This is a genomic window from Methyloradius palustris, from assembly GCF_019703875.1.
Classification (GTDB): domain Bacteria; phylum Pseudomonadota; class Gammaproteobacteria; order Burkholderiales; family Methylophilaceae; genus Methyloradius; species Methyloradius palustris.
This window is the reverse complement of sequence record NZ_AP024110.1, coordinates 1,737,211-1,752,040: the sequence shown is the minus strand read 5'-3', so window position 1 is coordinate 1,752,040 and position 14,830 is coordinate 1,737,211. Positions and strand designations below refer to the sequence as shown.

Here is a 14,830-nt window from a genome sequence, read left to right as displayed (position 1 = left end):
GCAATATTGGGCTGTGATTACTTGGTTTTGACTGCGTGGCCGCCAAAGCCATTACGCATCATTGACAGCAACTTGTAGCTGTAACCAGTGGCATCTTGGCTTCTGAAACGGGCTTGCAATGCCGACGTAAGTACAGGTGCAGCGACACCTTGTTCTACAGATTCCATCACGGTCCAGCGACCTTCACCAGAATCTGCCACATATGGAGCGATGCTAGTGAGATTCTGATCGCCTTTTAGAGCATCTGCAGTTAGATCAAGTAGCCAGCTGCGCACTACAGAGCCATGACGCCACAACTCGGTGATCTGTGCGAGGTTCAGGTTGAACTCTTGTTTGCCCTTGATCAGGTCCAAGCCTTCTGCCATGGCTTGCATCATGCCGTATTCGATACCGTTATGAATCATCTTGGTAAAGTGGCCAGAGCCGATAGGGCCAACGTGTGCCCAACCGCGGTCTGCTGCAGGGGCAAGCGCAATCAGGATAGGCTCAATGACCTTCGCCACTTCAAGTGTCGCACCAACCATCAGGCAGTAGCCGTTTTCCAGACCCCAAATGCCGCCAGAGGTGCCGCAGTCCATAAAGCCAATGCCATGTTCTGCCAACCAAACGCCACGGCGTTGGCTGTCTTTGTAATTTGAATTGCCGCCATCAATAATGATGTCACCTTCACTTAATAAAGGGATCAGGTCTTTGATCTGTTCTTCAGTTGGCGCGCCGCTTGGCAACATCAACCAAACAATTTTTTGGCCTGATAACTTACTCACTGCATCTTCTACTGATTCGGCTGGGATCAAACCATGATCGGTAGCCAGTGTATTTACTGTTTCTGCGCTACGGTCATAACCTACAACGTCAATACCGCCTAATATTAAACGGCGTGCCATATTGCCGCCCATTTTGCCCAAACCTAGAATTGCAAGTTTCATTTGATTGTCCTTGATGAGGATGATGTGTCATCATCTCTTGTTGAGAGAATTATGATCTGACTGTCTATCAGCAGATGCATCCAAGATTGTATAACAAAGGCAGAAACATGACGCAAAACTTAAACGAAACTTTAAGGGTAAATGGTCAGCAAAGTCGCTGGCACGCATTCGAAACACAAGATTCACTCAATCAGGCAGCGGTTAAACGCATTTTGACTGCCGCTGATGGAGCTATCAGCAAGTACGGTAGTTTTTTGATTGTGCTGGCTGGCGGCAGCACCCCGAAAAGTGTCTATCAACTACTAAGTAAAGAACAAGCAGATTGGTCTAAATGGCATATTTATCATAATGATGACCGCTGTCTACCAGTAGATCACGCCGAGCGAAACAGCTTAATGGCACGGCAGGCATGGCTTAACCATGTAGCCATACCTCAAAACCAGATTCATGATATCCCCGCAGAATTAGGCAATATCGAAGGCGCAAAAGCCTATACCCAAACGCTAAAAGGCGTTCGTACGTTTGATCTGGTGTTACTTGGCTTAGGGGAAGACGGCCATACCGCCAGCCTTTTCCCTAATCAAGCTGTTGATAACAGCGCCGATGCAGTTCCTGTATTCGATGCACCAAAGCCACCACCAGAGCGCATTACCATCAGCCAGAATCGCTTGAATAATACGCATGAAGTCATGTTTTTGGTGACGGGGGGAGGTAAACAGCAGGCCGTAGATCAGTGGCGGAGTGGGGTGGCGATTCCAGCGACTTTGATTGCGCTAGAAGCAGGGGTTGATGTTTACTATTTTGGGGTTAGTCTTACTTAACCGTCATTCCCGCGAAAGCGGGAATCTATATTGACGTGTAGGGTGTCAATAACGCAACCCTATTGCGCCGCATGTGTTTGAAGCTAGCTATTCAAGATGGTTAACTCTTAATTGCGTGTAGGTTGTCATACACTTCCAGTATTGTAATTGCCAGTCAGTTCGAGAGCCATCACGAACTGGAACCTCATTTAGGCAGCCTTTATCCCGCTCTTTAATCCATGCTCTCTGGACATTTCGGAATGTTTGCTTTTCATTTAAAGTCTTCAAACTAGCTAATTGTTTCTTGTAAATTTCATTTAATTCGCTATCTGAAAGATCATATGCATTTCGCGTGCAAAAAGTCATTGTGAGTTGATTTTTATCGCAGTCTTTCAAGGGCTCTTCCGTAATGTCTTGAGAATAAACTGAGTTATTGCTAATGCACAAAATAGCAAAAAATATAGCTGTGGTTCTGCGCATAAATACCTCGCGTAGTTTAGTAATTAAAGCCTAAGTATTCTGAATCACAATATTTGGAAACTTACTGCTGTGATCCAAATTTAACTGTGAGAGCTTAATCGCCGTAGTGCGCGCAATCTGCTTGTAGATTTTAGCAATGTCGCTATCAGGCTCAGCAGCTACAGTCGGCTTGCCATTATCGGTTTGTTCGCGAATGCGGATATCTAAAGGTAGCGAACCGAGCAGATCCACGTTGTAATCTTTACACATCGCAGCACCGCCGCCAGCGCCGAATATGTGTTCTTCATGGCCGCAGTTGCTGCAAATGTGGGTGCTCATGTTTTCGACAATACCAAGAATGGGGATGCCGACTTTTTCGAACATCTTCAAACCTTTGCGGGCATCCAATAGCGCGATGTCTTGCGGTGTGGTGACGATAATGGCGCCAGTGACAGGCACTTTTTGCGATAGTGTGAGTTGAATGTCGCCAGTACCAGGCGGCAAGTCGATGACAAGATAGTCCAAATCTTTCCAGCGGGTATCACGTAATAGCTGTTCCAGTGCGCCTGTCGCCATTGGGCCACGCCATACCATAGGCGTATCAATATCTACCAGAAACCCAATCGACATCACTTGTATGCCATGGCTTTCCAGTGGTTCTATACTTTTGCCATCTTTGCTATCAGGTCGTTTATTCACACCTAGCATCTGCGGTTGCGATGGGCCGTAGATGTCGGCATCTAGAATGCCAACGCGCGCACCTTCGGCAGCCAGTGCCAACGTCAGATTAACAGCGGTGGTGGATTTACCCACGCCACCTTTGCCAGAAGCCACAGCAATTATATTCTTCACGCCTGAGAGCAGTTGTACGCCACGCTGCACACTGTGCGATACGATCCGGCTACCAATATTGATAGTCACGATACCAACGTCTGGCAAACTTTTCAGCTTGTTTTCAACCAGCGCCTTAATCTCAGCGAGCACGCTATTCGCCGGGTAGCCGAGCACAATATCTACAGAAACATTCCTGCCATCAATCTTGATGTTCTTTGCAGATTTGCTTGCGATAAAATTTTGCTCGGTATTTGGGTCAATAACTTCTGCAAGTGCAGTCTGGATTTGAGATTCGGTGATAGCCATATGAGTTACTTATTCAAATTTGATGGGATTAGTTAGCCATTTTAACGCATGTAGCCAACTCTGCCATTCTGAAAGCCTGCGAAAGCCCGCTGCATTTGCTAAAATGCGTTTATACACTAATAAACACAACTCTCATCGGCATTCATGACTCAAAAATCAGCACGTAAAATCCTTGTTACCTCAGCCTTGCCATACGCCAATGGCAGCATTCACCTTGGGCATCTGGTCGAGTATATCCAGACCGACATTTGGGTGCGCTTCCAGAAGATGCAGGGCCACACTGTGCATTACGTGTGTGCAGATGACACCCATGGCACGCCGATTATGTTGCGCGCCGAGAAAGAGGGCATTACCCCAGAAGCGCTGATTGAACGCGTGCAAAAAGAACACTATGCAGATTTTTCTGATTTCCTGGTCGAGTTTGATAACTACTACTCAACCAACTCAGAAGAAAACCGTGAGCTATCCAGCAACATCTACAAGGTACTGAAAGCCAATAGCAAGATCGCTGTAAAGACCATCGAGCAATACTTTGACCCAGTCAAAGAGATGTTCTTGCCAGATCGCTTTATCAAAGGCGAGTGCCCAAAATGTCACGCCAAAGATCAATACGGCGATTCATGCGAAGTTTGTGGCAGCACTTATAGCCCGACAGAACTGATTAACCCATACTCTGCCGTTTCTGGTGCAGCGCCAGTGCGTAAGGAAACTGAGCATTACTTCTTCAAGCTTTCTGAGTGCGGTGATTTCCTGAAAGAGTGGACGCGGTCAGGCACCTTACAACCAGAGGCTGCCAACAAGATGAGCGAGTGGTTCGAGTCTGGTCTTTCAGATTGGGACATCTCTCGCGATGCGCCTTATTTCGGCTTCGAAATCCCCGATGCGCCCGGCAAATATTTCTATGTGTGGCTAGATGCACCTATCGGCTACATGGCCAGTTTCAAGAACTTGTGCAGCAAGATCGGCCTGGATTTCGACGAATACTGGAAAAAAGACTCAACGACAGAGCTTTACCATTTTATTGGTAAAGATATTCTCTACTTCCATGCCTTGTTCTGGCCATCTACTCTTGAATACTCGGGGCACCGCAAACCCACCAAGATATTTGCCCACGGTTTCCTTACCGTGAATGGCGAGAAAATGTCCAAGTCGCGCGGCACTTTCATCACAGCGCGTAGCTATTTAGAACATGTGAAAAACCCTGAATATCTACGCTATTATTATGCCGCCAAGTTGAATGGATCAATGGAGGACATTGACCTGAACTTGGAAGATTTTGTAGCTCGGGTGAATAGCGACTTGGTGGGTAAGTACATCAATATTGCGAGCCGTACAGCAGGGTTTATTGCCAAGCGATTTGATAACAAATTGCAAATGTCGGCAACACAACCTTCAGCAGTGACGGAAATTAAAAACGCCGCAAAATTAGTTTCTGAATATTATGTTGCGCGTGACTATAGTCGCGCATTGCGGGAGATCATGCGCTTGGCGGATTTAGCTAATGCTGATGTTGCAGCAGCTGCGCCTTGGGTCCAAGCAAAGCAAACAGGAGACGCAGCGCAACAGGGGTTGCATTTAGATTGTTCCTCAGCGTTGGAAATGTTCCGACTATTAACGCTTTATCTAAAACCTATCTTGCCGACTTTGGCATCGAATGTTGAGAAGTTCTTGAATATTGGTCCATTGAGCTGGGAAAACGTAAGCGATAGCCTGACTACAGGACACCAAATTCAATCCTACGAACATTTAGTGACTAGATTAGACCCAAAATGGATTGATGCAATGACCGAAGCTAATAAAGAAAACTTACTAGCTACTGCGTCTCCAGCTACTCAAAATTCACCAGTGGTCGCTACTCTTCCAGAAGCTGAATATATAAGCATCGATGACTTCACCAAAGTTGATTTGCGTATCGCTAAAATCGTCAATGCCGAGCATGTGGAAGGCGCTGAAAAGCTTTTGAAATTAACACTGGATATCGGCGAAGAAAATCCACGCCAAGTATTTGCAGGCATCAAATCAGCTTATGACCCTGCTACTTTAGTTGGGCGTTTAACTGTTATGGTCGCCAATTTGGCACCTCGCAAGATGAAGTTTGGCATGTCCGAAGGTATGGTGCTGGCAGCGAGCGATGAGCGTGGCGGGCCATTTATATTGTCACCAGATGAAGGCTCACAACCAGGAATGAGAGTGAAATAGCTTTATATCAAAAGTATAGAAATAAAAAAGCCCAGCGATGCTGGGCTTTTTGTTGCAGCAAATTAACTTACTTCTTTGAGTCTGTTTTAGATGTGCCAGCTACTGTTACTTCAGCACGAATCTTATCAATCGACTTCTTACCAAACCCTTTAACCTTATCCAAGTCATCTACAGTCTTGAACGGGGTTTTTGCGCGGTACGCAATAATCGCATCCGCTTTTGAAGGACCAACGCCTTTTATGGACTCTAATTCTGACTTGGTCGCAGTATTCAAGTTAACAGCGGCAAACGCGCTGGATGAAAAGCCAAATAAAGAAAGGCTTAGAATAGTAAATAAAACAACTAACATTTTTTTCATTTTTATTTCCCTTAGTTATAAATATAAATTTGCGACTCATTAAAAATAGTCGCGTAAATATATTACCTTGTTAGACTTTGTTTGCAAATTCTAATGTCTGCTATGTCAACGAGTTGACATAGCAGACATTAATTAAGTTAACTTTAATTGTATTTTTAACTGATATTTCATGAAGCTAAGACACATGAGGCTACCGCCTCAGGATTACCCGCCGCGCATCAGTTTCAATATAGTCCATGAGTTATCAACCAGTGATAAGGCTTACGAAATCAATATGACGTTACCAGCGGTAGAAAATATGGATCATGCACTGAGAAAAGTCGTGATCCTTGTCGCACTGGCCAATCTTGCTTATTTCTTTGTAGAGTTTGCAGTTGCCCGCAATATCGGTTCAGTCTCGCTATTGGCGGACAGTATTGATTTTCTTGAAGATGCTTCAGTCAATTTTTTGATAGCGATTGCCATCGGTTGGTCAATCAAAAACCGTGCGCGGGTCGGTATGGTGTTGGCCGCAATTTTATTAGTGCCTGCGCTGGCACTTTTATGGACGGCTTGGCAAAAATTCAATGCACCATCGGCACCGGAGCCTTGGTTATTGTCGATGACTGGTTTTGGCGCGTTGATTGTGAATGTAAGTTGTGCCTTTGTACTTGCGCGTTTTAGGCATCATAGCGGCAGCCTAACGCGTGCTGCATTTCTCTCTGCTCGGAATGATGCTTATGCCAATATCGCGATAATTTCTGCGGGGTTGATTACTTTGAGTTGGAACTCGGGCTGGCCCGACCTGATAGTGGGCTTGGGTATTGCCTTCATGAATGCTGATGCAGCCAAAGAAATCTGGGAGGCAGCGCGTGAAGAGCACCAGCTTGAAACGCAACTGCCAAAAGCATGAGTGCTATTTAACGCTTTTGAGATTAGTTAACGATTGCTTGCAAGGCGATACAGCAGATGAGTCGCCAGTATCAATAAACGGCAATATGGCGGCAAACGGATTGATGATTGCCAAGGCCAAGCCACCTAAAATTCTTGCCGCAATCGGGCCGCCTTCGGGCGAAGCTTTAGGGTCACTAAATGTGCCTGTGACGTGAATAGGTGAGCGTGCAGTGAGTGGTGACATATTCTTAGGTTTTGCTGTCAGCCTGAGATTAAGGCTCTCTTTAGCCAGGCTTAAGTTGCCGTCGATTAACACCAGTGTGACGGGCGTATCAATCATCGCCACGGTCGGCTCAACCAAGCCTTTTGTGGCTTTCAAATCTATGACAGCGCATTGCATGGGTAGTGACTCATCGCCCCTAATCAGCATGCCTAGACCTTGTGCAATATCAAGCCCTAAGACCTCAATAATCAAGTGAGAAATGCTGCCATTTTGAATTACCATGGCAATGTCGCCGTCGAGCGAGCCTAATAGCTGGGCGGTGGAGTTGCCAGTGCCTGAGAGATTGGTTTTGCCATTGAGCTGGCCTGTGACGTAGGCTGGCGGAGTATTCTTTTTGCCCTTTTCTTTAGCCTCTTGTTTTCGTTCTTCAGATACTTTTAACCATTTCTCAAGATTAATGTTTTTCCACACTAAATCTATTTTCCATTTTGGAATTACAGGTGCGATAGGTTGAGTCGCTAGCGCAGTATTATCCGCATGCGCATCCACTGAAATCAGGCCGGAAAGGCTGCCATCTGCGGTTTTAGCATCAATTTCCGAGAGCGTTAATTTGCCATTGTCGATGGATAGGTCGGCTTTAAATGGTGAGATAGGGTGGTTGAACGCATTGCCCAGCTCAAGGTAAGTTAAATCCACTTTTATTTGGGCATCCAGCTTATTCAATGATGGCAGATCAATCGGACGATCAGGGATGGCGTGACCATCACGTTTTTTTGATTGGGAGCCATCTTCATTTTTGCTACCAAAGGCTGGCGCTAAATCAGCCAGGTAGAATTGCGAGCCGCTCAATGTGCCGGACAATATCGGCTTGGCAGGTTTTGGGTCATAGCGAAAATTACCAGACAAACTGCTGCGCCCAACGGTTGCCGATGCGACCTTGATTAGCCAAACCACATCATCTTTTTCAATATTCCCACTGAGTTTGAATGGGTCAGTTGTTGGCAACGGCGTATCAATTAAATCGCCCAAAATACCAAGTGAAGCGCCTTTGATATTGTATGAACCCTTGATGTCTTGCCTGCCAAATAAGTCTGATGCAGCACCCTTAAAGTCGGCATGAATGCCACCGTAGTCCAACCACAAAGTGGTGGCTACTGCAGGCGAACTAGCATCTTGTGTGGCAATTGGTAAAAATCCATCGGTATTAATTTTGCCATTGAGTGGCTTCTGGCGAAACTTGCCTTTAACTATAACCAGTGAGGTGGGCGTGTTATCAGCCGAACCTTCATTGGTATTAAATGACATGCTGAGCGCAGACTGTGTAATGGGGTCATCAAATTGTGCAGCCCCGTTTTTTACAATCAAGGTCTCAATAATGGGGATGGGGTTGGATGGACTATCATCAGGCTTGAACTGCCATGTGGCATGCCCATCTGCGTGACGTATAAGCTTTGCGTCAATACTATCTACCTGTAGCGATTTGATGCGAAAAGCCTCGGCAGATTTAAATTGGATGAGATCGCTGTAACGTAGTGCTAATGCTATATTTTTGGCATCAACTAGATATGGCGCATCAAAACCGTCAGGAGCCGCGATATATAGCCCTCCGATTTCTAGTTTGACGCCACCAAGCAGGTGCAGCTTGAACGGTGCATCTAAACTGACTACTCGTTCCAGCTTGGTCTTAAGAAACTTTTCTACAGGAGCTCGTAAAAACGGCCAACCAGCAATTTCGCATGCCGTGATGACTACAATTGTGGCGAGTATCATGAACAATACAACTCTAATGCCCTTATTTAGCTTGGGCTTTTTCGTTGATGGTTGATGGTTTTCTGGCGTGGTCATGATTTAATTTTTCTCAATTCAATCAATCATATGCTCATTTGTAGAAGCTGGCGCTAGGACTACGTGTAAGCAAAATGTAGGAATATTCTTACATTATCTAATTATTGGCGCATGCTATACAAAGTCAATGCGCACCCACACACCGCAACGATTGCGCCTGCCAGCGCAACACTTTGTAGCCCTAAGCCAAAGTGAATCACCGCTCCACCGAGAAAAGCACCGCTGGCATTGCCAAGATTAAATGCGCTCTGGTTAACTGTAGAAGCCATTAAAGGTGAATCTCCCGCGCGTTGCATGGCATTCGTCTGCAAGCCAGGGCCGACAGCAAAGCTGGCAATACCCCAGATGAATATAGTGATGAGCGCAGGAATGGTGAATTGCATGCTCCATGCAAATGTTGCACTCAGTATCGCCATGCCGACCAGCGACAAGGTAATGGTTGGCAGCAATTTCCAGTCTGCGAGTTTGCCACCAATATTCAGGCCTATGGTTGCGGCAACGCCCATTGCCACTAACACAACGCTCACCATGTGAGGCGATAAGCCAGATTGGTCTTCTAATATGGGCGTGATGTAGGTGAATACTGTAAAGACGCCAGCAAAACCGACTGCCGTGATGGCCATTGCCAGCAAGACATCTCGCCCCATTACAGCGCGCATCTCGGCGCGAAGATTAGTCGCTGGCATTGCGGATAGGTCGGGGATATAGCGCCATACCGCAAATATGGCCAGTAAGCCGCAGGCAGAGACTGTCCAGAACGGAATGCGCCAAGAAGTGAACTGCCCCAGTAGCGTACCCAGTGGCACACCTAGAACGTTCGCCAATGTAAGTCCAGTGAACATCAATGCAAGTGCGCGGGAGCTCTGTCCTGGAGGCGCGAGATAGAGGGCAACCACCGCACCTATGCCAAAGAAAGAGCCATGACTCAGTGCGGTGAATATCCGTGCCACGGCCAGCATCTGATAGTTTGGAGCCATAGCGCACAATGCATTGCCTAATGCGAAGATCGCCATCAGCATTAACAGTGTTTTCTTGCGTGGCATGCGAATAGTCCATGCCACCATCAATGGCCCGCCAACAACAACACCCAGCGCATAAACCGTCACTAGGTTACCCGCTGCGGGGATAGATACGCTGAGATCACGCGCGATATCTGGCAGTAAACCCATAGGCAAAAATTCAGTCATGCCTATGCAAAATGCGCCAGCGGCTAGTGCAAACATCCAGCTACCCATTTAGAACTCGTTTCTTCAATAATAAAATCATTGGTAATTGGAGCGTTTGTTTAGCCCTTATTTTGATTACCTAGCATGGCACGTATCTGGGCCATGCGCTCCTTACCGTGTTCTTTGCTGGTAGCGGGGTCTGCCGCAGGCCCACCAAAATGACGTACATCATCTTGCGGTAGTTCAGCCAGAAAACGACTCGGCTCACAGATTTCTGTCTCGCCAGCGCGTTTACGTTTTTTGCACCAAGAAATATTGAGCGATTTTTGTGCGCGGGTAATACCTACATACATTAGACGTCGCTCTTCTTCAATCTTGCCAGGCTTTAATTTGTCAGCCTCTACGCTCTCACGATGCGGCAATATGCCCTCTTCCACACCAATCAGAAATACATGGCCAAACTCCAGGCCCTTTGCAGCATGCAGGGTAGAAAGTTTAACGGCATCTGGCTCGCCGTTCTCACGGCCTTCCAGCATGCTCATCAGCGAGATCATCTGCGTGAGTTGTAGCAAATTACGCTCTTCATTGGCGTCGTCGCCTTCACCTTTTTTGGTGAGCCAGCCTGTGAAGTCGAGCACGTTTTTCCATTTAGTCTCAGCGGCGCGCGGCTCCTCGCTATCGTAAAGAAAAACTTCGTACTGAATGGTGTTTAGCAGATCAGTCAGCACTTCACCTGCTGGGTCGCGTTCGGCACGTTCCTGAATTTTATTGATGTACTGGCAAAAGTTAAGTAAATCTTCTAGCTGACGGTTTCCCAGCTCACGTTGGAACTCGCCTTCAAAAGCGGCAGCGAATAATGATATTTTGTGCAGGCTGGCATATTCGCCCAAACGTTCAAGCGTGGTATTGCCTATGCCTTTTTTCGGGGTAGTGGCTGCACGGATGAAAGCAGGGTCATCATCTTCATTCGCAATCAGGCGTAAGTAGCTGACCAGGTCTTTAATCTCGGCTTTATCAAAAAAGGATTGACCACCAGAAACCGTATAGGGCACTTTGTGGTTGCGCAATTGCTGCTCGATGACTCGCGCTTGGTAGTTGCCGCGGTAGAGAATTGCATAATCCAGATGCTTGGTACGGTGTTCAAACTTGTGCGCCATCAGCTTCATTACCACTGCTTCGGCTTCATGTTCTTCGTCACGGGCAGCGCTCACCTGTATTAAGTCACCAGTGCCGAGGTCGCTCCAAAGTTTTTTCTCAAAGAGCTTGGGGTTATTAGCAATCACTTGGTTAGCGGCACGCAAGATGCGTACAGTAGAGCGGTAATTCTGTTCCAGCTTGATGACTTTAAGCCTACTGAAATCCTCAGTCAGTTGCCGTAGGTTCTCAACATCTGCCCCGCGCCAGCCATAGATCGCCTGGTCATCATCTCCCACGGCAGTGAAGCGGCCTTCAATACCTGTCAGCATTTTCACTAGTTTGTATTGGCAGGCGTTGGTGTCTTGATATTCATCAATCAGCAGATACTTTAATTTGCGCTGCCATTTGGCCAGGGCTTCCGGGTGCTGCTCAAATAGCTCAACTGGTAGTTTAATCAAGTCGTCAAAGTCCACAGCTTGGTAGGCTTTGAGCGTTTGCTGGTAAATCTGGTACACCTTGGCAGCGGCGTGAGTGAGCTCTTCATCTGCCAGTTGTTTTGCTTGGTCAGGATTGATAAAGGCGTTTTTCCAGCTCGAAATTTGCCACTGGGTTTTGCGCAGTAATTGCTTATCTGTGGTTGCAAGGACATCGGCGAGAATCTTGAAGCTGTCGGAAGAGTCAAGAATTGAGAATTGAGGCTTATAGCCTAGCAATGCTGCTTCTTGCCTGAGCATTTGTAGCCCGAGTGAGTGGAAGGTAGCGATCGTCAGGCCTTTGGTCGATTTGCTTTCCAACATCTTGCCTACGCGCTCCTGCATCTCGCGTGCAGCCTTGTTGGTAAAGGTGATGGCAGCAATCTCTTTAGGGAGATAGCCACATTTCTCAATCAGGTAAACGATCTTTTGCGTGATTACGCGTGTTTTACCACTACCAGCGCCAGCAAGTACTAATAAGGGACCATCCAGATATTTAACTGCTTCGCGCTGTGGGGAATTAAGTGTGTCTAGCATTCGTTCTTTAGCATTGTTTCTTTAAATGAGATATGAGTATTGCTTTTAACTAGCGTGAAAGCTAAAGATAACAATCAGTAAGGGATTAAGGCTCTTGATCTTTTTCCTGGATTTCAGTTTCTTCAATAAGTACTTCAGGCGCTATTGCCTCCGCCACGGGTATCGTGCTGATAACCATCTGATTGCGTGACTCAGGTGTTTCAAGGCTGACACGGCCTAATGCACCAGAGCGGTAATCCACCAGCAAGGCCATAGCCGTTTTTTCCATATCGGCTTCACCACCTTTAAGGCGGTATCCACGGCGCTTGGCGATGGTCTCTAATAGATCAACGCCATCCATTTGAGATACATCGATTTTGTAGCGTGCGGTCAACAGAGCTGGATAATTTTTGAGTAATAAATCGGCTAAAAATCTTGCAACATCTTCATCAATCACTGCATTACGGCCAATCGCATGGCTGGCGGCGAGCATATAGCCATCGCTTTCATGCTTGATTTTTGGCCACATCATGCCTGGGGTATCGGTAATGTTCATCTGCTCGTTGAGATCGAACCGTTGCTGGCTTTTAGTCACTGCGGGCTCATCGCCCACTTTGGCAATGCGGCGATTCAATAATGCATTCATCAATGTACTTTTGCCTACGTTAGGAATGCCCATGATCATCATGCGTAGCGGCTTGATGTGTGTACCACGGTGAGGTGCAAGTGCTAAGCAAAGTTTTGGTATTTTTGCCGCATCACCCGGTTTTTTACAGGAAAGTGCGACCGCTTTAACACCAGGAATTTTGTTGTAGTAATTCAACCATGCCTGCGTGGCATCTGGGTCTGCTAGATCTGCCTTGTTGAGAATTTTAAGGTTGGGGCGCTGACGGAAAAGCCTGAGCTCTTCAATCATCGGGTTGTGGCTGGCTTCTGGCACGCGTGCATCGAGCACTTCGATGACTACGTCGATAAATTCCATGGTCTCGGCGGCTTTTTTCTTCGCCGAAGTCATGTGTCCTGGATACCACTGAATTGCCATTTTGCACCTTTTTATCTTCAAACTTCGTCGCGATACTGCGTTGCCTCAACATTTTTAGCGCTTACATATAACCCATATGCCGCGCGCTAAAAATGTTGATGCGCCTTGTCTCACTTAGAAGTTTGAATTCAAAAGGCGCAAAACACATCGTATTTCGCATTTATTATCGTATTTTATCATTCATGGCATGGTTAATTTTCCTCGCAGGCAAATAAAGGATATGCGTTAAAATGAACCATGCAAGTTATCCCCGAAATCAAGCCTGAACAGTCTATTGAACTGTTGAAAGCGCTACATATCCTGACGCGTGATGGAAAACTCAATCAGGACACGCGTCGCAAGCTCAAACAGGTATATCACCTTTACCATTTCATTGAACCTTTGTTGACTGAGGTGTTTGCCGATCAGCCCAATCCAACGCTAGTGGATCATGGTGCTGGCAAGTCGTATCTGGGGTTTATCCTTTATGATTTATTCATGAAGGCAAAGCTGGCAGGGCAGGTGGTAGGCATTGAAACCCGCGCCGAACTGGTTGCGCAATCACAAGCCTTAGCCGCCCAACTTGGTTTTGAACGTATGGGTTTCCAGCATTTAAGTGTTGAAGAGTCCATTACTTCAAATGTACTGCCTGAACAGGTGGAAATAGTCACTGCACTACATGCTTGTAATACTGCCACTGATGATGCGATTAAATTTGGGCTGGAAAAACAGTCTAAATTCATGGTGTTAGTGCCTTGTTGCCAAGCGGAAGTGGCTGAAGTGCTGCGTAAAAAAAAGAATGAATCATTTGCCAAAACTGCCTTATCAGAAATTTGGCGCCATCCAATCCATACACGCGAATTTGGCAGTCAGATTACTAATGTCTTGCGTTGTTTGCAGTTGGAAGCGCATGGCTATCAGGTCACCGTGACTGAGTTAGTGGGCTGGGAGCATTCGATGAAAAACGAGTTGATTATCGCCCGTTATAAAAATAGCCCGAGAAAAAATGCACAAGTTCGGTTGGAGCAGATATTGCAGGAACTTAATCTGCAAGAAATGCACGACCGTTTTATCTATTAAATATCTCAGAAGAGGTTTCAAGGCTTGAGGCTAATTCGGCGTATCAGTAAGCTTCAGTTTCCAACAATTTTAATTGTTGGAATCACTTATATTTTTGGCAATTTGGCTATTGCAGAGCCTTTAAGGCTGGAGCCAATATTCAAATATCAGATTACTACAGGGCCAGGCGCGGGGCAGTTTGTCGAAGGAAATCCTCCTCATTTGGTACTGAATGGAGTAATCAAAAATTACGATACACCTGAGGATGCATTTCTTGAATATCCTGCTTATCTGGAACAGTTAGTGGCTCCAATCGGAGAAATGACTTTTCAGCGTGCCAGTAACTTTCGCCCATCACCCAAGTCAGGCATAGTGAACGGGAAATATGATACTTATTGCTGGGACGTTTACAGGGAAATCAATGGCGTTTCTACAGAACCTCTCATTTGTACTGGCAGTGTCTGGATGAAGCCTTTTTGCCCAGATCATTATCATTTGGAACATACGTATTATCGTCAAACTAATCGTTTTATCCATCAGTATAGTTGTGAGCAAGGTGAGAAACCGCAAACATTAAACACCAAAAATACGAATATTAAAAACCCCGAGAAACAACAGAATCTAAAATAAAACAG

13 protein-coding genes are annotated in these 14,830 nt (G+C 46.3%); 5 read left to right on the top strand and 8 right to left on the bottom strand.

Translation table 11 applies throughout. The features are described 5' to 3' along the window. Window positions 1-17: 17 nt before the first annotated feature. Window positions 18-926: a phosphogluconate dehydrogenase (NAD(+)-dependent, decarboxylating) gene (gene gnd, locus ZMTM_RS08375; RefSeq protein ID WP_221763449.1), complete on the bottom strand. Its 909-nt coding sequence runs from the start codon at window positions 924-926 to the stop codon at window positions 18-20. A gap of 107 nt (window positions 927-1,033) precedes the next feature. On the opposite strand from gnd, the gene pgl reads away from it, so the two are divergent. Continuing rightward, entirely contained in the window at window positions 1,034-1,747 is a 714-nt protein-coding gene (gene pgl, locus ZMTM_RS08370; protein ID WP_221763448.1) for a 6-phosphogluconolactonase, read from the top strand. A gap of 87 nt (window positions 1,748-1,834) precedes the next feature. Here the strand turns inward: pgl and ZMTM_RS08365 are convergent, their stop codons facing one another. Beyond that, entirely contained in the window at window positions 1,835-2,206 is a 372-nt protein-coding gene (locus tag ZMTM_RS08365) for a lysozyme inhibitor LprI family protein (RefSeq protein WP_221763447.1), read from the bottom strand. Window positions 2,207-2,236: 30 nt separating this feature from the next. Continuing rightward, window positions 2,237-3,325 carry an iron-sulfur cluster carrier protein ApbC gene (apbC, locus tag ZMTM_RS08360; protein WP_221763446.1) on the bottom strand — a complete coding sequence of 363 codons (1,089 nt, stop codon included), beginning with the start codon at window positions 3,323-3,325 and terminating at the stop codon, window positions 2,237-2,239. Between the two features lie 144 nt (window positions 3,326-3,469). On the opposite strand from apbC, the gene metG reads away from it, so the two are divergent. Further along, window positions 3,470-5,524, top strand: a complete 2,055-nt coding sequence (gene metG / locus ZMTM_RS08355) for a methionine--tRNA ligase (protein WP_221763445.1) — start codon at window positions 3,470-3,472, stop codon at window positions 5,522-5,524. Window positions 5,525-5,591: 67 nt separating this feature from the next. Here metG and ZMTM_RS08350 read toward each other — a convergent pair whose 3' ends face one another. Then, window positions 5,592-5,882 carry a ComEA family DNA-binding protein gene (locus tag ZMTM_RS08350; RefSeq protein ID WP_318840485.1) on the bottom strand — a complete coding sequence of 97 codons (291 nt, stop codon included), beginning with the start codon at window positions 5,880-5,882 and terminating at the stop codon, window positions 5,592-5,594. 184 nt (window positions 5,883-6,066) lie between these two features. Between ZMTM_RS08350 and ZMTM_RS08345 the strand changes: the two genes are divergently transcribed. Next, window positions 6,067-6,774, top strand: coding sequence for a cation transporter (locus ZMTM_RS08345; RefSeq protein WP_221763444.1), 708 nt, complete (start codon window positions 6,067-6,069; stop codon window positions 6,772-6,774). 3 nt (window positions 6,775-6,777) lie between these two features. On the opposite strand, the gene ZMTM_RS08340 is transcribed toward ZMTM_RS08345, so the two are convergent. From ZMTM_RS08340 to ylqF, 4 genes are all read right to left on the bottom strand, one after another. Further along, the gene (locus ZMTM_RS08340; RefSeq protein ID WP_221763443.1) at window positions 6,778-8,823 is read right to left on the bottom strand and encodes an AsmA family protein; all 2,046 of its coding nucleotides are present in this window, start codon (window positions 8,821-8,823) and stop codon (window positions 6,778-6,780) included. Between the two features lie 101 nt (window positions 8,824-8,924). Further along, window positions 8,925-10,058 (bottom strand): MFS transporter, encoded by a 1,134-nt coding sequence (locus ZMTM_RS08335; RefSeq protein ID WP_221763442.1) that lies wholly within the window; start codon window positions 10,056-10,058, stop codon window positions 8,925-8,927. Window positions 10,059-10,108: 50 nt separating this feature from the next. Beyond that, a complete protein-coding gene (locus ZMTM_RS08330) occupies window positions 10,109-12,136 on the bottom strand; it encodes a UvrD-helicase domain-containing protein (RefSeq protein WP_221763441.1) in 2,028 nt (675 codons plus the stop codon). 85 nt (window positions 12,137-12,221) lie between these two features. After that, window positions 12,222-13,157 carry a ribosome biogenesis GTPase YlqF gene (gene ylqF / locus ZMTM_RS08325; RefSeq protein ID WP_221763440.1) on the bottom strand — a complete coding sequence of 312 codons (936 nt, stop codon included), beginning with the start codon at window positions 13,155-13,157 and terminating at the stop codon, window positions 12,222-12,224. 237 nt (window positions 13,158-13,394) lie between these two features. Between ylqF and ZMTM_RS08320 the strand changes: the two genes are divergently transcribed. Then, window positions 13,395-14,216, top strand: coding sequence for a class I SAM-dependent methyltransferase (locus tag ZMTM_RS08320; RefSeq protein ID WP_221763439.1), 822 nt, complete (start codon window positions 13,395-13,397; stop codon window positions 14,214-14,216). 24 nt (window positions 14,217-14,240) lie between these two features. After that, window positions 14,241-14,825: a hypothetical protein gene (locus ZMTM_RS08315; RefSeq protein WP_221763438.1), complete on the top strand. Its 585-nt coding sequence runs from the start codon at window positions 14,241-14,243 to the stop codon at window positions 14,823-14,825. Window positions 14,826-14,830: the final 5 nt, after the last annotated feature.